Annotated in this window: 14 protein-coding genes; all 14 read right to left on the reverse strand. The window is 34.0% G+C overall.

Translation table 11 applies throughout. The features are described from left to right. Window positions 1-12 precede the first annotated feature (12 nt). The 14 genes from deoC to O6P34_RS02710 all read right to left on the reverse strand — a co-directional run bounded on the left by deoC (window position 13) and on the right by O6P34_RS02710 (window position 22,124). A complete protein-coding gene (deoC, locus tag O6P34_RS02645) occupies window positions 13-756 on the reverse strand; it encodes a deoxyribose-phosphate aldolase (protein ID WP_269685784.1) in 744 nt (247 codons plus the stop codon). A 200-nt stretch (window positions 757-956) separates the two neighbouring features. Further along, a complete protein-coding gene (locus O6P34_RS02650; protein ID WP_269685785.1) occupies window positions 957-1,304 on the reverse strand; it encodes a VanZ family protein in 348 nt (115 codons plus the stop codon). Between the two features lie 16 nt (window positions 1,305-1,320). Further along, window positions 1,321-1,701, reverse strand: coding sequence for a glycine cleavage system protein GcvH (gene gcvH, locus O6P34_RS02655; protein ID WP_269685786.1), 381 nt, complete (start codon window positions 1,699-1,701; stop codon window positions 1,321-1,323). Window positions 1,702-1,787: 86 nt separating this feature from the next. After that, window positions 1,788-8,939 (reverse strand): T9SS outer membrane translocon Sov/SprA, encoded by a 7,152-nt coding sequence (gene sov, locus O6P34_RS02660; RefSeq protein ID WP_269685787.1) that lies wholly within the window; start codon window positions 8,937-8,939, stop codon window positions 1,788-1,790. Window positions 8,940-8,964: 25 nt separating this feature from the next. Next, window positions 8,965-9,546 carry a Holliday junction branch migration protein RuvA gene (ruvA, locus tag O6P34_RS02665; protein ID WP_269685788.1) on the reverse strand — a complete coding sequence of 194 codons (582 nt, stop codon included), beginning with the start codon at window positions 9,544-9,546 and terminating at the stop codon, window positions 8,965-8,967. 78 nt (window positions 9,547-9,624) lie between these two features. Next, window positions 9,625-11,913, reverse strand: coding sequence for an NADP-dependent malic enzyme (locus O6P34_RS02670; protein WP_269685789.1), 2,289 nt, complete (start codon window positions 11,911-11,913; stop codon window positions 9,625-9,627). 160 nt (window positions 11,914-12,073) lie between these two features. Beyond that, complete coding sequence (locus O6P34_RS02675; protein WP_269685790.1) at window positions 12,074-12,499, reverse strand: CBS domain-containing protein; 426 nt, start codon at window positions 12,497-12,499, stop codon at window positions 12,074-12,076. A gap of 61 nt (window positions 12,500-12,560) precedes the next feature. Continuing rightward, window positions 12,561-14,426: a trehalase family glycosidase gene (locus O6P34_RS02680; protein WP_269685791.1), complete on the reverse strand. Its 1,866-nt coding sequence runs from the start codon at window positions 14,424-14,426 to the stop codon at window positions 12,561-12,563. Continuing rightward, a complete protein-coding gene (locus O6P34_RS02685) occupies window positions 14,410-15,639 on the reverse strand; it encodes an MFS transporter (protein WP_269685792.1) in 1,230 nt (409 codons plus the stop codon). The genes O6P34_RS02680 and O6P34_RS02685 overlap by 17 nt, the downstream gene beginning before the upstream one ends. Before the next feature lie 90 nt (window positions 15,640-15,729). Then, entirely contained in the window at window positions 15,730-17,466 is a 1,737-nt protein-coding gene (locus O6P34_RS02690) for an alpha-amylase family protein (protein WP_269685793.1), read from the reverse strand. 6 nt (window positions 17,467-17,472) lie between these two features. Continuing rightward, window positions 17,473-18,420, reverse strand: coding sequence for a carbohydrate kinase family protein (locus O6P34_RS02695; protein ID WP_269685794.1), 948 nt, complete (start codon window positions 18,418-18,420; stop codon window positions 17,473-17,475). Further along, window positions 18,413-19,717, reverse strand: a complete 1,305-nt coding sequence (locus O6P34_RS02700) for an MFS transporter (RefSeq protein WP_269685795.1) — start codon at window positions 19,715-19,717, stop codon at window positions 18,413-18,415. Before O6P34_RS02700 ends, O6P34_RS02695 begins: the two co-directional genes overlap by 8 nt. Before the next feature lie 140 nt (window positions 19,718-19,857). Next, the gene (locus tag O6P34_RS02705; protein WP_269685796.1) at window positions 19,858-20,769 is read right to left on the reverse strand and encodes a GyrI-like domain-containing protein; all 912 of its coding nucleotides are present in this window, start codon (window positions 20,767-20,769) and stop codon (window positions 19,858-19,860) included. Then, entirely contained in the window at window positions 20,769-22,124 is a 1,356-nt protein-coding gene (locus O6P34_RS02710; RefSeq protein ID WP_269685797.1) for a vanadium-dependent haloperoxidase, read from the reverse strand. The genes O6P34_RS02705 and O6P34_RS02710 overlap by 1 nt, the downstream gene beginning before the upstream one ends. Between the last annotated feature and the right edge of the window lie 6 nt (window positions 22,125-22,130).

Raw genomic sequence — 22,130 nt, forward strand, 5'->3', positions numbered from 1 at the left:
TTGATTGTAAATTTAGTATTCGATTTGTGTATTTTCTCCATTCGCAATTGCTTTTGCCCCAGAAGTACCTATTCGTTTCACGCCAAGACGAATCATTTCAACCGCTTCCTCATAAGTTCTTACTCCGCCTGCAGCTTTTACCGGAAGTGGCGAAGCATTTTCCAGCATTAAGGTAATGGTTGGAATTGTAGCGCCATTTGGCAAATTATTTTCTGTTTTATAAAAACCCGTAGAGGATTTTACAAAAACTGACGCGTAATCTTCCTCTTCAAAATTCGAAATTACTATATTTTTGATTAATGCGGACAATTGAATTATTTGCGTTTCATTAAATGCAGCCACTTCAATAATCCATTTTACTACTTTATTATTTTTCAGACCTAATGCAGTTCCGGCAAGAATTTCGTTTTTTACTAACGCTAAATCGTCATTTTTGAAAGCTTCATAATTGCATACAAAATCCAAATCATCCGCACCATCTTGTATCGCTTGGTTTGCTTCTTTTAGTTTTTCTTCGATACTTGCTGTTCCTTCCGGAAAACCAATCACTGTTCCGATTTGAACATTTGAATGTGCTTCATCAATTATTTCTTTTGCCAAAGCAACTCTGTCCGGACGAATCATAATCAATTTAAAATGTTCTGAAATAGCTTCCTGAATATATTCTTTAGCCACTTGAATACTTTCGCTTTCAGTAATTCCTGCCTGCGATGGGGTTTTCAAATACGTAGAGTCTAAATATTGCCTGATATTCATGATTTTATGATTTCAAATTAACTATTATCCGAATGAGACAAAAATACATTTTATATTCTAAAACGGTTACTATAAAACAGCACTTTTTCAGTTGTCTTTTTTATTTTAAAATGCTGAAAAACCTTCATAATCGAATCCTTTTTATACACTAAAAATAAAAATCCCACCGAAGTGGGATTATATATTGTAGTAAGTACTCTTTACTTTATTTTCTTTTTTAAAACAAGAATAGCAACAGAAGCTAAAATTGCTCCAGTTATATTTGCCAAAACATCCAACACATCTGCACTTCTTGTGGCGGTAAATAATCCTTGCATTATTTCAATTCCTATTCCATAAAAAAAGGAGAATAGTACTGCTGAATACAAAGGTTTAAAAACACTTTTTGCCTTCATTTGTTTTTGAAAAAACAAAAACCAAAGCAAGGTCAAAACAAAATGAAAAAATGCATGAACGGCCTTGTCTAAATTTGGAATGCTAACAGCAGGAATAGTACTCGATTTTATTAAACAAAAAAAGGCAATAATCCCGGCCCAAAAAAGAGCCATCCCAAAAAATAATTGTTTAGGCACCAATTAATTCTTTGTAAGCCTCACTTGAAAGTAATGAATCAACTTCATCCAAGTTCGATACTTTTACTTTTATCATCCAGCCAGCTCCATAAGGATCTGAATTTACACTTTCTGGTGAACTTTCTAGCGCTTCGTTGAATTCGATAATTTCTCCAGATAAAGGAAGAAATAAATCAGAAACTGTTTTTACAGCTTCAACAGTACCAAAAACCTCATCTTTTTCTAAAGTCTGGTCTAAAGTTTCTACTTCAACATAAACGATATCACCCAATTCTTTTTGTGCAAAATGAGTAATTCCTACAGTTGCAACATCTCCTTCAAGACTAACCCATTCGTGATCTTTTGTGTACTTTAAATTTGCTGGTATATTCATAAAATATGTATTGAAATTAATTATTGAAAATTTACAGGACAAATGTAGCAATCTTCTATCCAATTCTTGTTTAGATTCTAAAAAAATTAATTTCCAAAATTATAACGCATTGTAAATCCGGAACGAATATTAGTGAGCGGAAAAGAGGTCGACACAACTGCTTTTGAAAATGAATGATCATAATAAAAAATGGCTGTTAGGTTCTTACTAAAAGAATAATCGGCAGTAATTTTTAGAGACCAAATATTTTGTCCCGCCGCCAATTGATTATTATCATAATCTAAATATCGCACAATGGTTTGATTATTTCTATACGACAAATCACCTTTTATATTAATGTCACTTTTTATAATTCCAGTAGGATTATCCGCCAATCTTGACGAAAAAATCACATCTTTAAATCGATATCCCAGCCCAACGATGTATTCTACTCCTTTTACTTCGGTTAATAGATTATTATCAAAACTCATCGACAAAGCTCTGTCTTTTTTAATTTCGGTAAGTACTTTTAAAGAACTTTTCAATTCAAAATCCATTCGTACTAACGGACTGAATTGTTCGACCAAGTTAATATTAGACATAATGGTTTTATTATAAAAATTACCGCTGGCATCAGTTCCATTTGGATTTTTATCATATTCAAAATTAGATCTAAACGAGTTAATCGTATACGAAGCGCGATAGTTGTGTTGCAATGAAATACGCTTGAAATTCTTTTTGAAAAAATCATAACGCATCAATCCATTGTATTTTACAGCCCAGTTTGGAATTGGGAAATTTCTAAAAATTCCAAGAGACACATCAGTAGCATTACTGCCGGAATAAGCCGCTAAGAAAGCGGGTAATAATACCGCCTGACTATTCTTTCCGTATCCTAAAGGATAGCCTTCTGCGTCTAGATTTACCGGATTAGCAACATCTATTCCGCGTTGTGATGCCAATCGATTTGCAACTATAAGTCTGTTTTGTCTAAAATCATCAAATGCTGCCGAAGCTGTTTCGTTACTTGTAGAAAAAGACGTTTTTATTAAAACTGCCGATATCGAAAAAATACCCGTACTGTATGGCGATCTTGCATTGTATTGCCCATCGGTAACATCATATTGTTCTGAGAAATTTTCAGAGTAAGATCTGTCTAATGACAAATCAATTTTCATGTCAGGAAACAAATCAACATTAGCCGTTGTTTTAAAAATTTTATTAGTTACCTGAGTGAAATTTTGATTAAAATCCGGATAATTAGTAAGCCAACCATTTTTGGCAGCTTCGTATCGAACGTCATCTTGACTTCCAAAAATAAATCCTAACGAAGGTCTTGATGAACCCAAAAATCCTATACTTGGTGTATATCCAGGCAAAACCGTTCCGCTATTGTAAGTGTAGTTCATCTGAACATTTTTCACACTCGTCAAAACTCCTATAAAGCCATCCATAAAAGGACTGTTTTTTGTTGCTTGCGGCGTATTGGTTTTTACTATTTTCTCCCCTGGTTTTGGCGCTGCCGGTTTAGGTCTTGATGCTCCGCCACTTTTCGCCTTGGTCAATCCTAAATATTTATACAAGGTATCCATATTGAATGTGGCATTCAAATTATTAGAATTTGCATTTTGAATCGTATTTCCTAAATTATAAGTAACGGCATCAATCTCTATTTCAGACATTGCATTCGAAGCACGTTGCCAACTATAATCACCCGTGTAAGAGTAATTCGCTTTTACAAAACTAAATAATGGAATTTTATTAATTGGAATTTCATAATTCAACACTAATTGTTGCATGTGTTGGTTTGGATCTCCAATATCCCAATAACTGTCCCAAATGGTAAACGAATCAATTGGTTCATTATCCTCGTTCAAATAATTTTTTACAATATTGCTTGAAGAAGCCGTATAATTTAATTTCAATGATTTGGTTAAATTAAAATTAAACCCGTATTGATAATTAAAAGCAAAATTTCTTCTGTACAAAGGATCTATAGCTATTCCTTCTACACCATCTACCTGACGGAATTGCTGACGATTGTATTGTCTGATAATATCCGTATTGAAAGAAATATTCGATGGCAAATAATTAAAATTAAAATCACTCAGCAGTTTCCAATAGCTACTTTTTTTCATGAATTTTGTATTTTTAAACGGCTCCACCGGCTTAGGCTGAAAAGTAAATGCATAATCAACCGATGTATTTACTTGCTGATCTACATAATCCTCGATTTCAAAATCATGGCGTTCCACTTCATTAATCGATTGTGAAAAAGTAAAGTTTTCCGGATCGTACAGATGTTGTTTTTGTTCCGGGCTTCTTTCTTTTCGTACTCCTATAAAATTGATACTGGTTCGTTTCGTGTAATCAATCGCTCTGTTTTTAATGTTTTCTCTTTCAGCTTCATTCACCGTATTGTCTAACAACTGATTCAATTTGATATCCTGATTAAAAGGATCATATTCCGGCGTTATTGTTTCTTCACCAACCGCATAATTAAACGGCAAATTGATTCCCCATTTTGCAGGCAACAGTTTCCCTAAATTTAAATTAGTAACAATGTTATATTGTTGAGTATCTTCTCGACTTCTTTCATTTGGACCTTGTTCTAATGCACCAAAACCAATCGTACTTTTCTTTCCTGTAGCAGAAACAGTAGCAAAATCAGCCAAATTAGAATCTACATTCAACACCGCAGCCATTCCGCCTTGATTGTCCATGTCTGCCAAACGAAGTTCATTGAACCAAACTTCCCCTTTAATATCTCGATGCGCATCACTATTTTTTAAACCCACCATCAGATTTCGAACTAAACCAAAATTAGGATTTCCCTTTATCCCTAATTTCAACTTGCTGTTTCCATCACCATCAGGTTTCGTTGAATCATTATCAGAATAATAAATTCCGTCCAAAGGCAATGTGCTTGGATCAATACTCATAGCCTGAATCTTCAACTGCGTTAACAAAGCCAAAGACAAATCGATTTCATTGTCTTCCGGCCAAACAGCTTCGGCGCTAAGAGGAGAACAATCAGAATTTGACGTAGAAGAAGGCAGTGTTACTTTTAAAGGAATTTCTATTTGATAAAAATTCTGGGTAAAATCATTTCCAAAACGAATAAATCCTACCATTTGATTGTCTTGAATAGCAGTTTCATTTGGCAAAGATTCAGCATGTAAAAACATTTTCAATTTCTTGAATTGGCGCATGTCAATACTTACGTTTTTGAAAACAGCTCTGGAATCTTCGGGTTGTAATCCATCTCCAGAAACTCTCAAAGCTAACGATTGCTCATTTTGATTAATTACCGTATTGTTATTGTACAATTGTTCTCGTTCTACACCCGGTGGTGTAATATAATTTACCGGACATTTTTCATTATTCTCCTGAACATTCACTGCCAAAACATCAAAATCAGTTCGGTCATCATCAACATTTGTATCATTAAAATCCAATGTATTGGTATAACGTCTCCATTCTCCTCTTACCAAATCTAATGCTCCAAAACGCACCGTCACCTGATCACTAAAACCTGTCATAAACATTCTCATGAAACGGATTGATCTAAAATCAGAAATGTTTCCAATAGTGTTTTGAGGTTGAGAAACCGGAATTTTAAACTGAATCCATCGGGCTTCTGTTGTCGAGCCATTAGGTAAAGTCTGATTTGTTGTTCTTATATCAGTGATGTAATTTTGACCAATGCTCATGTTGGGTTGCATATCAATACTGTATTCATAATATGCATTGATGGTATTCATGGTATTATCTCTATTGATATCTTCTACATCAGGCACTGTAGATGCACCTCGATTGGCGTCATTAATATCGACTGCGGAGTTTCCGTCAACACCATTGTAATTTTTATATCGATCCAAAATGCTTCCCGAAGTATTGAGATAATAGGTGTAATCATCTCCTGCCGGATCGGGTTCTGACGCAAAATTAGTGTAGGTTGAAGCTTCTTTGGCATTAGACAATCCGTCTAAACCAATATCTTGATTGGCTCTGTTGTCAGCATTCGTGTCGAAAGCATAAATTAATGATTGCGAAGCAGGAACATCCCCCCATAACGGTTGCGGATTAACCAATATCTGATCAGGACCAAGTCCGTTTTCGTATTGCTTTCTGCCGTCTTTTAGAACATCTTCTGAAATTTCTCCTAAATTAAAATAAATTTTACCTGAATTTGAATCCGGTGTTTGCCCGTTTCCAACATAAGGATCTAAAACCCAAAACTGAATATACTCGACATTTCCTTGTTCAAAATTAGTCGAATTCAAGGAACGCATAATTCCTCCAAAATTATCTTTGGGATTATTCGACATATTTAAACTGTTATTATAAGGACCTCTGTCCGAAGGATAATAACTTAAATCTAATGTGTTTATAACTTGCGATTGCCCTTGCGCAATATCAGTTAAAGGATATAATTCTTCACTATAAATTCTCCTTGTGGAATTAAATGACAAATCATCATTAGAAATTCCGGATGGTTTTTGGGTATAAAATACTGGATCAATAGAGTACCAAGATAATTTACCTCTTTTGAAACCATAACTTAAATCATTGGCACTTTCATTAAAATTATAAGTACTTTCTGCATCATTTACCGGTGTTGAAGACAGACTCCAAGAATATGGCGAACGCATATCAATGGTCGATTGTGAACCTTCAAAATCGTCAACATAAATAGTTGATTCTCCCTGAAACTTATCCGCTTTTGGAGTATCGGGTTTCAAAAATGCAACTTCTCCTCTTATCGAAATATTGGATGGAACATCCGTATCTATATTTGGGAGCTTATTGACTAATCGGGTCAAGAAAGGAACTTCACTTGAAAAATTAGTGTTAAAACCAAAAATAGTATTGTTTACGGATTCTTGTCCAAAACTCGATTTTTGAGTAAATGGCTTTTCGGTCATTTTTAAGAAAGTAGCACCTACTAAAAATTTATCCGAAATTTTATGCTCTACATTCAACCCTATAAATCTTCTGGTTTGTTGGCCGAAAACAGAATTATTCTCTAACGAAACCTCGATGGGTGTATTTGATGCTTGCAATGAAGGGTCTAATATCTGAACTCTTCCTAGTTGATAATTGACGCTGTAATCTATTCCTTCGACCAAAACTCTTCCGCCGGCAGTTACTACAACTGAACCTTGTGGCACATTAAAAGCTCCAATCGGGATTCCGTCTCCGCTTGATGATTTATATTTTCCTCGCAATAAGAATTTATTCTTATCACTATCCTGTAAAGCACCGGATTGTGTATTGCGATACATGCTTCGAAAAACGTATTTTTTCTGATTGGGATTGTAAGTATTACTATCGTTATAATTCTCCCCGGAACCATTGTTCGATAATTTAGAAAACAATAATTCTCCAAAAGGCTCTTTGGTTGTAAATATAATTCTTCCGTTTTGAGCATCTATGGTTAGGCCTGGCATGAAATCAAAAAAACCATCACCTCCAGTTTGTGGATCGTTATTATAATTCAGTTTATCTAAGTTGAATACTTTTAACAAAGGGGTTTCGGCAATTTTATTTTCCGGTAACGGATTCGACGGAAATGGAGCTCCTGAAACTTCGGTAATATAATTCAAAGGCGAAGGATCGGTGTAAAGAATATTAAATCTAAAATCTTCCTGCTTCAATTGATAACCTCCAACCTGATAGATGTTTTTCATCATCAAATTCCAAACTGGATTTTTAACATTGGTTAAATTGCTTTTCAGCATTTTCAATATCAAACTTTGTGAAATAATTGCCTGAGTAGATGACGTATTACCAGTTACCACTGTTGCATCTACACCATCATTACCAAATTCCCCCACTTGATACACTTTGTCACCAATCGTATATTGGTAAGCAACTGCAAGAACCTCATCATTCGCTAACCGTTGTTGCAACGAAATATACCCCAATTGAGCATTATAAGTATACTCGTTAGCATTCAATTTTCGGGCATTTTCTAGCTTAGAATAATCCTGACCTTCACTTACTGTGGTATTAAATCCTGAATTTGAAGTTACAATTTCACGAATATTTGGGTTTAGCAAACCTGTTCCTGTAGTTATTTGTGCCGGATCGTAATCATTATTTGTGTTGTCCGCCGGAGAATCAACAGGATTATTAAAAATTCCGGTTGACGGATCTAAAACAACAACTTCATTATCTGCTAAACCTGATAATTGTGCTTCCCCTAAATCCTGAAGCGCAATAATATTTCTAAGATTGTTATTGGTTGTAGATACTCTGTTTTGCTTATTTGTAACCCAAATTTCTAATCGGGAAATTTGCACTCTACTGTCTATAAAAGGATAGTTTTTCAGCGAAGCATCATATCGATTTCTGAAATATTGAGACAGAAAAAAGTGCCTGTCATTATCATAATCGAGTGCATAAATATCAAAGTCCTGAATTGTTCCGCCACCTTCGGCAACGATACTTTTTGTTTGTGATTTTTGTTCCGAAAAAACACCGGTAACTGTAGTTTTACCAAACTGCAACTGTGTTTTTACACCAAATAAACTTTGAGCACCCCGAATCAAAGAACTATTCAAAGGCATACTTACATTTCCTACTTCGATTTTTTGAATGATATCATCTTCTGTAGGTGCGTATTCTAATTTAATTAAATTTTGAAAAGCAAAAGTAGATTGTGTATCATAATTAGCATTAACATTCAATCTTGTTCCTACTTTCCCCATCAAACTCATACTGATTCTTTGATCAAAATCAAAAGAAGTGCTGGCTCTGTTTCTGGGTGAAAATGATGGATTATCTTGTTTTGTATAACGCATTCCTAAATCCATTTCTACAGAACCGGTTGGTTTTACATCAATGGTATTACTTCCGAAAATGGATTCAAAAAAACTGGATTTCACATAATATCTTGGTAATAAATCTTTTTTGGCATCTTCACTACCTTCCTTTTTTCCGTCAATCGCATCCACTTTTTTCTTGAAATAATCTCGCATGGATTCTTTCAAAACTAATTTTTCGTATTCTTTTGGCGTTAAAATAATTGGATAATCTATAGAAAAACCATCTACAGTATTCGTGTAGACATATCGATCTATAACAGGATCATAAGTATAAGCTGAAAGAATGCTCTTAGGATTTTTAATTTCAACTTTCCCTACAGAAAAACCTGTCTTAACAGTATCTTGAGGCTGAGTATCTGGTTTTACTTGTGCTTGAGATACGGTTCCACAAAATAAAATTAGCAATAAAATCCAAATTTTATTCATACAATTCGGTGTTGCTTCTATGCTTTTACAAGCTTTTCAAAGCTTTTTTGATAATGGATTCAACAGTAGCTTCCGGGTCCTCTTTTATAATTTTTTCTATCACTTTTTCGGATGTTTTTCGAACAAAACCTAAAACCTCCAAAGCAGATAACGCTTCATCTCGATTTGTATTGCTTTGAGACATCGAAACTTCGTCTAAATCGTACAGTTTTACTATTTTATCTTTCAAATCAAGTATAACTCTTTGCGCTGTTTTTGTGCCAATTCCTTTTATAGACTGAATCGTCAACACATCACCTGATGCAATTGCATTAATAATTTGTTTTGGATCTAAAGAAGAAAGCATCGTTCGTGCTATACTCGCACCTATGCCAGAAACCGATAATAATAATTTAAAAATTTCTCTTTCTGACTTTTCTACAAATCCAAATAAAGTATGCGCATCTTCTTTTATTTGAAGATGCGTAAATAACTTTATAAAATCTGAATTAGGAAGTAAGGAATATGTATGAAGCGATATATTTACATGATACCCAACTCCATTACAATCAATAACGACTTGTGTGGGAGTTTTTTCTACTAATTTTCCTTGTAAATGTGTTATCATATAAATTTTTGTATGACCAAATATAATAAAATTAAGGTAGAATTTTCCTTTTGTTTATTAGTCCTTATTGTTTCACAATTAGTTTACTGCCAAACGCTTTTTTTCTTTTTCCTGAGCATCAATAACTGCTATTGCAGCCATATTTACCATCTCTTCTACACTTGCACCTAGTTGAAATATGTGAACCGGTTTATTCATCCCTAACATAATTGGCCCGATTGAGTCCACTTTATGTAGTTCTTTCATTAATTTATATGTAATATTTGCTGATTCCAAGTTAGGAAAAATCAATGTATTTACTTTTTTTCCTGCTAATTTAGAGAAAGGAAATTTTTTCTCTAACATCTCCGGGTTCAAAGCAAAATCGGCCTGAAGTTCCCCATCAATAATCATATCAGGATAATTAGCATGTAAATAAGCTACTGCTTCTCTTACTTTACTGGCGCTTTCATTAGTAGAAGAACCAAAATTAGAATAAGAAACCATCGCAATAACAGGTTCAACTCCAAACATTTTTGCAGCATTTGAAGTCATGATAGCAATTTTTGCCAATTCTTCTGCAGATGGATTTACATTGATAGCTGTATCTGATAAAAACATTGGGCCACGACCCGTCATCATCATATTTGTTGTAGCAACAATAGAAACTCCCGGCGCTTTGTCAATAAGCTGTAACATCGGTTTAACAACCGAAGGATAACTTCTGGAATGTCCTGAAACCAAAGCGTCTGCTTCGCCTTCATTAACCATCATTGCAGCAAAATAATTTCTTTCACGCATTAATTTTTGAGCATCCAAAAGCGATATTCCACGTCTTTGTCTGGTTTTCCAATATGTGGTTGCAAAACGATTTCTTCTTTCTTCTTCATCGGCCACTTTTGGATCTATAATTTGAACATCACCAACAAATCCAATCTCTTGCATCAATTCAACAATAATTTCTTTGTGTCCCAACAGAATCGGAAAACCAATCCCTTCTTCAAATACAATTTGGGCAGCTTTAAGAACATCTAAATGATCTGCTTCTGCAAAAACGATTCGTTTTGGATCCATTTTGGCTCTATTTGTAATCAATCGAACCATTTTATTATCATTTCCTAATCGGTCCAAAAGAGCTTCTTTGTACTCTTCCCAATCCGTAATTGGATTTAATGCCACTCCTGAATCCATAGCCGCTTTTGCAACAGCAGGAGCAACAACAGTAATCAATCTTGGATCGAATGGAGAAGGTATTATATATTCTCTACCAAAAGTTAGTTTCTTAGCACCGTAAGCAACATTCACTTGCTCCGGAACGTGTTCTTTTGCCAATGCTGCTAATGCTCTTACTGCTGCCATTTTCATAGCTTCATTAATTTTGGTAGCACGAACATCCAGAGCGCCTCTAAAAATATATGGAAATCCAAGTACATTATTCACTTGATTAGGAAAATCAGATCTTCCTGTCGCCATGATAACATCTTTTCTGGTTGCAATAGCTAAATTATAATCGATTTCAGGAACTGGATTTGCCATCGCAAAAACGATAGGATTATCAGCCATACCCAACAACATTTGTGGTGACATAATATCTCCTGAAGACAATCCTAAAAATATATCCGCGTCTACTAATGCTTCTTCAAGACTTATTGAAGGCATGTCTTTAGCGTATTTTTGTTGTAAATCAGACAATGATGCATTATCTTTTGTCAATAATCCTTTGCTATTAAACATATAAATGTTTTCTAGTTTCACGCCAAGCAAAATATATAAATTAGCACAAGCCAAAGCCGCCGATCCTGCTCCGGAAACAACCATTTTCATGTCTTCTGCTTTTTTACCTGCCAATTCTAATGCGTTTAAAAGTGCTGCTGAAGAGATAATTGCCGTTCCGTGTTGATCATCGTGCATCACCGGAATATTTAACTCTTCGACTAATCGTCTTTCGATTTCAAAAGATTCTGGCGCTTTGATATCCTCTAGGTTGATTCCGCCAAAAGTTGGCGCTATATTTTTTACAGTTTGAATAAATTCTTCAATATCTTTTGTTCCAATTTCGATGTCGAATACATCAATACCGGCAAAAATTTTGAACAAAAGTCCTTTTCCTTCCATTACTGGTTTTGATGCTTCGGGACCAATATCTCCTAATCCTAAAACTGCTGTACCATTAGTAATTACGGCAACTAAATTTCCTTTTGTAGTATATTTATAAACATCATTTACATCTTTAGCAATTTCTAAACACGGCTCCGCTACGCCCGGCGAATACGCCAAAGACAAATCTCTTTGGGTTGCATATTTTTTGGTTGGAACTACTTGAATTTTACCAGGTGTGGGTTGAGAATGGTATAATAATGCTTCTTTTCTCTTGCTATTTTTGTCCATTTTTGTTAGATTTTATACTAGCTTACAAAGATAGGAGTCTTGATTTAAAAAAAGAGGACTTTTCCCCCATTCTTTTACATAAAACAAACTTAGATTTTAATCCAAAAAAAATAGCCACATCAATTTGTGGCTATTTATAAAAATAAAATTTCTATTTTTTTTATTGCGTTATATAGGAATTTAAATGCTGAATAGTGTCTTTTTGTTTTTCAATAATCGCTTTTACCACATCGCTTATCGATATGATCCCTATCACAATATTGTTTTCTATAACCGGTAAGTGCCGAACCCTTTTGGCATTCATCAATTCCATGCAAGACTCTAAATTATCCGATAGTTTTACGGTAACAACATCGGTCTCCATAATTTCATGAACTAAGGCTTTCTTTGAAGACTTGGCTTTCAAAACGATTTTTCTGGCATAATCCCTTTCGGATAAAATCCCTTTCAATACTGTATCTTCAATTACAAGAATAGCACCTATGTTTTTCTCGCTCATTACTGCTAATGCTTCGTATACAGTATTTGTGGAAAGTACAGAATATACTTCTTTCCCTTTCGTGCTTAATATTTGATCTACAGTCATGTTTTCAAAATTTAATGAAAGATAAAGTTAAATAAAATAAACATTCAAAACACATTTCTGATTAAAATAAATCATCGGGCGAAACCAAAACGTTGAGTTTTTCTTTTAAATTATTATGCAAAATTTGTAACCCATATTGATACGATGCATTCACCCAGCCAAACCCTTCCTTAGCAATATAATCAAACTCAGTGCCTACATTCCCGTACTCTGCAAACACTTTATGAGAGCTAATTTCTAAGTCGAATTTTTCTGGAATCGTACCGTTATATTCCACTGCATTTTTTGTAATGAGCCACAACCATCTGTAAACCATTTCCTGAGCTTCGTCAAAAAATTTATAATTAATCAGACCTTCCCACAACAATATCTGATGTGGCGCCCAACCAAAAGGATAGTCCCATTGTCGTTGTGGAGCATTTTCCGGAACTCCTGCTACACTAGCTTTTGTGCTTCCAGTAATTCCACCTGTTTTTATGAACTGAGGCAAAGCAATTTCAATTAATTTCTTAGCTTGATGCTCGCTACACAATCCTGCCCAAAGAGGAAAAAATGTAGTCGCAGCTTCAAAAGGAAATTGTTTTTTGTTTACAAAATCGTAGTCAAAATACATTCCGGCGGCTTCATTCCAACACAATTCATTTATTTTTTCTTTTCTGAAATTAGCTTTTTGTTCCCAATCTTCAGCAGTATAAGCAACACCACCAACTTGAAAAGCATTACTGAAATATTCTCTTATCAGGTAAGCAATATCTTTTTCATACTTGTACAGAAAACTATTGATATCTACTGAGTTTAAATTGGCACATCTATTTATCAGTCTGTCGGTAGTATCATGTCCGCTTTCTCTCAAACTTCTGTCATGAACAAAATATTCATCAAGTTCAGCATCAATCAGACTTCGCTCTAAGTATTTCTTTTCAAACTCCCGAATCGGTAAATTGTATTTTTTGGCATACGGTTCCAAAACATCATCAAAATGCCCTAGCTCCACTTCAAACGGCATTCCTACCCCATCCGCTTTATACCTGTTCAATCCCGTTGGCGTCAATCGGTTTCCCTGCACCATCCAAACGGTATCGTACTCTTTTATTACTGTTTCCAGATGCCCTTTTAACCAGTGAAAATCAGGTGATTTTTTCTTTACAATATCAATCAGCAAAGAAGAATAAAGTGGCGGTTGCGTTCGGGTTAAGTAATAACTTCTGTTCGCGTTTAGAATTTTTCCGTAATGTGTAATTTGGTATTTAAAATTATCGGCAATAGCCATCGCTTTTTCCAACTGATTGTCTATCAAAAGTCCGACACCAATAAAATAACTGTCCCAACCATACATTTCATTGAATCTTCCGCCCGGAACAACGAATGGAACGCCCTGCAAACTGTATATTTTTTGTTCTAAAGCCAAAGCCAAAATTCCCGGTTTTGTATTTAAAGTCTCCACATATTCCATGGAGAAATTTTCAGGCAAAATGGCTACTTTAAAATTTCGAAGCTCTTTTTCTAATTCCTGAAAATACGCTACTCCTTGAGGATCAGTTGCAGGAACATAAAGCGTTGGAATCTCATTTGATGTTTTTTCATCCTGAAGAATTTGAGCCAATCCTTTTTTATCAATGGTTCGGGTGAGTTCGTTCCAATAATCCTCTCTTATTTTTCTTGAAATACGTTCTACAGGATTTTCTAGAATTCGATGCAAATTAATCTCGCCCTCTATAAGATTTGATTCTTTTAGTTGCGCTAATTCCTGCAACAAATTTGACAAATGATACGTTCCTTCAATTGTTTTTTCTTGTTTTGTGATTTGGTCAACCAAAACAAACTTTTTAGGTCCGGTGTCGTCTTTTGTAATTTTTTTGTCTTGATCAGTATCCTCTTGAAGCAAAAGTTCACTGAATACTTTATCTATGTTAACTAAGAATTTCATTTTTTTTAGCAGTAAGTTTTTTTAATATAAAGAAAGAAACCAACAATAAAGACATAGGAATCAAAGTATAATAAAATGCATTTTCGGGTCCTTCGTTTTTAAACAAATAACCAATTATTCTAGAACCTAATGTTCCTCCTAAAGCAGAGAAAACGACTATCAAACCCGTCATGGAGCTGTGTAATTTTTTAGGCAGAGCACTCAAAACAACCGAATTTAAAAGCGGATAAATTGGCGCTATAAAAAGTCCAACCAACGGAAATGCAAATCCAATTAATGGAATATCACCTAATGAATTAATTTCCTTAACATCTAATCCTACTGTTTTTGGCAACACAAAAACCACAATAAGCATCGCCGCGATAATACAAAAACTCAGTACCCAAATCCAATTTACTTTTTTGGTAATAATACCTGCCAAAAGTCTTCCAATTGCCAATGTAATTGCCAAAATACTCGCCATCATAATGCTAATATTCTCCGGAAGATGGAGCACTTTACTATTAAAAGTGGGCAACCAAGACATTATTCCTTGTTCAATCATTACAAATAAGAACGCACTAATCACAAAAACAATGGTTAAAAGCTTAGCAAATAATTTAAACATTTGCGCGAAATCATCTACCAGATTAACTCCCGGAATTTCCGTTTGATTTTCAAATTTTGCAAAGAATAAAAATCCAAATGATAGTAAAGCCATTGCGGCCAATAACCAATACACGTTTAACCATGCATCCGGATTCGATTCTGAATTAAAAGCTGGAAAAAGGAAATAAGCCAAAGCTATTCCAAGCATAAAAACACCTTCAATGCTGCTCATCAAACTGTTGTGTTCCTGTTGATTCTCTGTAATGGTTCCAATTAATGAATAAACAGATACTTTTATTAAGGCAAAAGAAACCCCTACAGTCGCAAAAAGTATTTTTGCAGCACTAAAAGAATTTCCAAAATACATACTTATACAAGCAACTGAAACTAATCCCAATCCAATAAGCATGGCTTTTTTATACCCAATTCTTGGCAAAAAAGAAGCCACCAAAAAAGAAACAATTGCAATAGGCAGATCCTTAAATGCTTCCAGAATACTGGCTTGCAATTCATCGACTCCATAATTAGCCTGTGACTTTAAAATTACAATTCCTACGCTGTTCAGCAGAATTGCAAATACAAAATAATTAAGATACATAGCAATCTTGACAGCGTTTTTCTTCATATTTTATTATTTAATCATTTAGACAATTACGATTTTAAATCCATTGAGGAGTCATTCTTTATATTTTGATTTTAGATTACAATATGAAATTTAAAAACTCATAGTGTTTGTAATTCCATTTTCGGTATGTTCAATTGTAAAACCACAGGTCTTAAGATTTGCTTTTAGGTGCGCAACTGCTGTTCCGTTCACCCATTTGACATCTATAATAGCGTCAACGTCATCATTTATTTCTACATGACCTGAAAATGCATTTGAAGTATTTCTTAAGTGCATGATTTCGAGTTGTTGTTTCACAACTTCCGTTTTCAACCCTTGCTCGATATCGTGCATGGTCAATGTGGTACGATTAATTTCTTTATGTCCGGCACTTCCTCCATTATCTGCCGCTTCATAATTGTTTTTACCCGCAAAAATATCTAGATACCAAACCTGCGGTATTCCCGGCATAAACATTTGAATAGCTCTCGCAAGAAGCAACTTTTGTTCGTCTTCTCCTAATGCACTAAAAAAGGTGGCATTTATTTGATAATAAGAAATTTTGTTTCCTGAAGGATCATAAAGATTTTTGACACGACCACCACGCTCCATGATGGTATTCATGATAGATTCAATCTCTGTATCTTCTAATAATCCTTTATTATAAGTACCATTTACTTCTTTACCTTTCAAATCTAGAACAGGTATTCCATCGTGGCAACCGAGCATGTTTACTGTTTTATATCCTTTGGCAATAATTTCCTTAGCCCAAGTCAATAAGGCTTTACTCGATTTATTTTCGATAGTATGTATCGCTAAACCAGGCAAGAAAAAGTCATAAATATAATATCCTTTATCAGCTACCTCATCATGTAAATGCAAACCATATTCGGCGTGAATTTCTGGCAATAGCATCAAATTATTTTGTTCTGCTATTTTCTTAATACGCTCTAAATATTCCCAAGTTCCCGGTTTATTAAAGAAATTAGATTCCCCTACTTGTTTATGCAAATAGGCAAAAGCATCTAATCGAAGAATATTACAACCATATCCATTCAATTTCTTTAATGTTTCCTCGTAGAAATCCCATACTAAGGGCGATGCAGCATTAACATCCATTTGTCCTAAATAAGAACGCTTTTGCTCTACAATTTGTAAAATTTCTGATTTCAAAGTAGTATAATCTTTAAAATCAATGGTCGCAAAATCTTTATTATCCTTAATTGCGTCATTAACAATGGCAACAATAAATTGCTTTTGCTCTTCTTTTAATTCTTTTACATCTTGTAAATCAGCTACAGTAATCGGATTGTAGGTTATTTGCTGGTAAAAAGTATTCCAATACGGCTGTTCTGTGCCATCCGGAAAACGTACTTTCAATATGGGCAAACCTGACTTTCTCATGAACAATTTATTGAGAAATTCAGGATTTGGAATTACAATTCCATCTTCATTTTTCACTCCATTTCCTTCCCAGAATTCATTCCAATTGATAAAAAAATCTTTAAATTTAGATTTATTACCATATTGTAACATGTCTTTAAACTGAGGAGAAGCTACAGAAAGATGATTTAAAACAATGTCAAATTTCAGCTTTATCTGGAGCTCATTCAGGTCTTTTAAATCTTTTGTATCTACTAAATCTTTATTTATATCATAATCAATAATAGAAAAACCTCTATCTAAATCACTATTAAAAAAGGTAGGTAAAACGTAAATTAAAGAAAAAACCTCTTTAAACTCGGTCATTTTAAGCATGGTTATTGTATCACTAAATTTTTCTCCAATACTATCGGGATAAACATTCAGCATTACACCATTACTTATTTTTGTATTATTTTGTTGCATCGTTTTTTATAAAAGTTTAGAAAGGATATTGATGTTATCCGGTAATCGCCCTACGTTTTGCAGTTTTAAAGCTGCTAATTTTAAAGCTATATCCAAACATTCATTAATTGATTTTTCTTTAATGTAAGCAAACAAAAATCCAGACCAAAAGGCATCACCTGCTCCAGTGGAGTCCATCACTTTATCAATTTTTATGGCCGGCATTTGTATTACTTCTTTTCCTTTTTGAGATAATTTCACTCCTTTACTACCTAAAGTTAAGCAAACAGTATCTACTCCTTGTTGATGAAAAAATTCAAATATTTCTTCATGAGGAAGTTCCTTCTCAAAAAGACGCAACATATCATCTTCACTAATTTTTATTAAAGGATTGAACTGACAATAGGTTTTGATTACTTTGAAAGCCTTCTCTTGACTTTTCCACAACTTTCTTGCATAGTTTACATCGATACTTAGTTTACATCCCAAATCGTAAGCTTCTTTTGCCTTCTTTAAGATTGTTTTTTGTGCTGGATTTTTACTTAATGCGAAACAAGTGGTATGAAATATCTTTGTATTGGATAGTATTTCCTTTGAAATTTGTTCCTCATAAATACAACAATCTGCTGATCGATACGGAATGAAATCGGGTGTACCCTCAGACCTTGAAACAAAAATCACACTAGTCGATTTATCATCTAGAACGTTTAGATGGTTTGTATTTATACCAACACTCGTTAATCGTTCTGTAATATAAGATCCAAAGCCATCGTTCCCAACAGTTGCAACCATAATAGTATTCAAGCCCAATCGCGTTGAATTCATAGCAACATTAGTAGGCGATCCTCCTAAATACCTATGATAATCTCTCGTTCCACTAATAAGCACACCTTCTTGATGACCAATAAAATCTACAAGAACTTCACCTACACAAAGGATGTCTATTTCACCCCTATTATTTAATACATTATTCACTTAATTTTGTCTTTTTTATTTTAATTAATAAGGTGCAGAGTGCAGCAATCACTAACAATACTCCTGCAAAACTGATTGCTTGTCGAGGATCATTATCTAAAAAGTTTTTTAGAATATAACCAAATGATAAGTTTTGGATAATCATTGGAATCACAATCATCATATTAATAATACCCATGTAGACTCCATATCTTTCTTTTGAAATAACAGCAACAACCATCAAGTAAGGAATTCCCATCATACTTGCCCAAGCAATACCATAGCCTATAACCACAGCAAAAAACATATACTGATTTTGTACCATTGGAAAACATAAAAGAGATACCGCTCCTAATAACAAACAGGCAAAATGAATCATCTTAGCACCATGTTTTTTAGCTAATTTGGCCAAATAAAATGCTATAGAAAAAGTTACTATAAACCCAAATGCACCAATCAATCCATTCCATTCTACTGCTTTTTCATAGCCAACTGTATTCTTTGGCGTAACATTCCAAACGGACAAAGCAATACTTTTTGAATTATTCTGCCAATAACACATCATGGCATACCATTGAAACAAATAGACCACAAATAGTTGCCACATAACCGATGGCATTTCTAAAACCGCTTTATAAATATCTATAAAAGGCGAAAAAACATTTAGCGGCTCGGCTTTTAAAATGGCTAATTCTTCCTCAGTTGGTGGAATTTCTTTGGTTTTACTCATACTCCACCAAATCGAAGTTACAGAAAGTACTGCCCCCAGAAAAAAGGAAGCGTAAATCCAAGTGGGTAGTGATCCCGTATAACCAACAAAAACTATTGGAAATAGAAAAAGAGAAATATAAGCCAAAAACTGTCCGAAACCAGTAAAAAAACTTTGCGCCTGAAAACCCGTAGGTTGCTGATCTTCGCTCAACGTATCTGCAATAAAGGCACGATACGGCTCCATAGCGGTATTGTTACCAACATCCAGAATCCAAAGCAAACCAGCAGCCATCCATAATGAACTACTAAACGGAAATAAAAACAAAGCAAGACTACAAACTAATGCACCTATAAAAAAGTAAGGCTTTCTTCTTCCCCACCTTGGATGCCAAGTTTTATCACTCATTGCCCCAATTATGGGTTGAATCAATAAGCCCGTTAAAGGACCCGCAAGATTCAGTATCGGGATTTGATCTGGGCTTGCATGTAAAAAATCATATATCGGATTTACAGCACTTTGCTGTAAACCAAAGCTGTACTGTATGCCAAAAAAACCAACATTCATATTGATTATCTGCCAAAAACTTAATCTTAGTTTTTTACTCATTGTTTTATGTTTAATTGTACAATCAATAAATTTAATTTTTAAATCATCAACCAAGATGTATTTAAAATAAAAAACGTTTTCGGAAGAACCGAAAACGTTTTCGAGCGCCTTATATTTAAAGCGATATAACCTAACTATTTTTAATCAAAAGGAATGATAATTTTAGTTTCCCATTCTAATTCATTACCACCATTAAATGGGTTAGCCAGGAAATGTTCTAACACTTTTTTCTGCAATTTTATATTATTCTTCTTAGCATAATCAAGCAAAGCAAACCAAGCTCTGTCAGAAGTCCTAAAATTTCCGTAATAAGTAGCTTTTAATCCTTTAAGCGCGGGCAATGTTTTAAACTTCACAATGTCACTTGGTGGAAAATCTGCTTTTTTTTCAATAGGGAAACAATAATTAAAATCTAATTTTTCCGAATCCAAATCCCAGTTTTGAACTTCAACAAAAGGTCTTCCAATTATTTGAATGTTATTTCTCTGCAAATACCCTGTAATAGAAGCATCATTTTGAATCATTGATTGCGCTTTTTCTTGTAACACACTTTTTAAATTAATATACGCTACATATGTTGCTTCAGAAGTTCCTTCCCCATCAATCTTAACTTTAAATTTATTGAGATGTTCCGTTAATCCCAATTTAAATTCCGATATTTTTTTAATTTGCTCTTGCTTAAAATCAGTTTTAAAGAAAGGAACTGTAATCTTATTATACAAGCTATTATTTAAATCTTTAATACTAACATCAATTTTTGTAACCGAATCATTAATAGATTTAATATCCCAATAATAATTAAATTCCGAATCTCCTTTTCGCATTTCATATTTAAGGAATTCAAAATTTTTCTTTTCTAAAATCACATAATTTTCGCTGTCTTTCTGTGCTTGAGCAGTCGACCATTCCTGTACTCCTTGAAAAACAGTTCCTGTAGAGGTATTAATTTTAAATGAAATCGTATAATCACTTTCTTTAATAAATAAATACCATACTAAAAACAAGGAAAGAACAGCACTTAATCCAACTATAATTTTTTTACTTACTTTCATTATTTTTTAAGCATCTTTAATTTGTTACTAATATAATTCCCTATGTTATTGCCTTGTTCAACTCCATTTTCAATAGCTGCTCTGTAATGAATTCCTCCATACAATCTACTAATTGAAGCTTCTGCTGCAGCTTGTTTGAATGAGTTAAAAGATCTTTTAGGCAATCCAAAAGGAATTTCAGAATCGTCAACATAACTAAAATTATCGCCAAAAATACCCGTTAAAATAATAGCAGAGCAGGAAGAAACTACGGAATGTCCGCTAGTATATTCTGGGAAAGGAGGCGTTTGCAGTTGTGGTCTCCAGTTTTCGTCTATATATTGGTTGATATACGTTTCTGGTCTGATTACATTAGTTTTATACTTCTCATCCCAGCAACTGATAAAACTTTCGAAGATCCCAATTGAAGTTTTAGTATAAGCAAAAACAGTAGTTTCAAAATCAGATTTTGATTTTTTCAGTGCAATTTTGGTAATATTAATCCAATGTGCATCAGGTGTATTTTTTTTCTTTGCAAACATCATATGACCTTGCGTAACTGTAGCATACGGGTTACAATCCCAAAATGTAGCAATAGCCGATTCTTCAGGAATCAGTTTGCTTTTAGTTTTCTCTACTTCAATTAATTTTTTGGAAATCAAATTTCCTGTATCATACGTTTCTTTTGCCTCTTTATAAAAAGCAGAATTTTTATCAATAGAGAAAGGATGCGGAGCTTTCGGTTTAAATTGAGAAGCCGAATCCATAACTAAAGTCCTAATTTCACCCCAATGTGGCTCAACTCCGTCCATGTACGAAGGCGGAGTAGGTTGCCATCTTCCTGGCTGATTCGCATAAACAGAAAATTTAGAAGCGGTTCGAGTTTGTTTGTAATTGTCTTTTCCCATCCACATTTTAATCCTGTCGACCACCTTTAAAGCATATTCCTTAGAAACATCAAATTCTTTTTGATTCTCTGAACCCCATTTTTCATACAAACTGTCTCTGTATTTTTCTAAAGATTCCTCAGAAAAAATCAATTGTTTACTCACTTCAATATGAGCAATAAGCGCAGCCAAATTTTTATTAACACCACTTTTTGAATCTAGTTTAGGAATAGAATCTAATCCTTTTAACTGTCCTTGTAAACTGTTATATTTAGTGCTGTTTTGAGCCATAATTTCATAAGCGGCAACATTTGGATACAGATAGATTCTGCTGGCAACCGGAGGCGAAAAGATATCATGAACCATAATTCCCGTTACCGTATCAACTGCTGCACAAAAATCATCAGTTGTTACTTTAATTGGAGCTTCTTTTTTACAGGAAATAAACAAGAGCGTTATAAGTCCTAAAAAATAAATCTTAGATTTCATTTTATA

This window comes from Flavobacterium lacustre (genome assembly GCF_027474525.2).
GTDB classification, from domain to species: Bacteria; Bacteroidota; Bacteroidia; order Flavobacteriales; family Flavobacteriaceae; genus Flavobacterium; species Flavobacterium lacustre.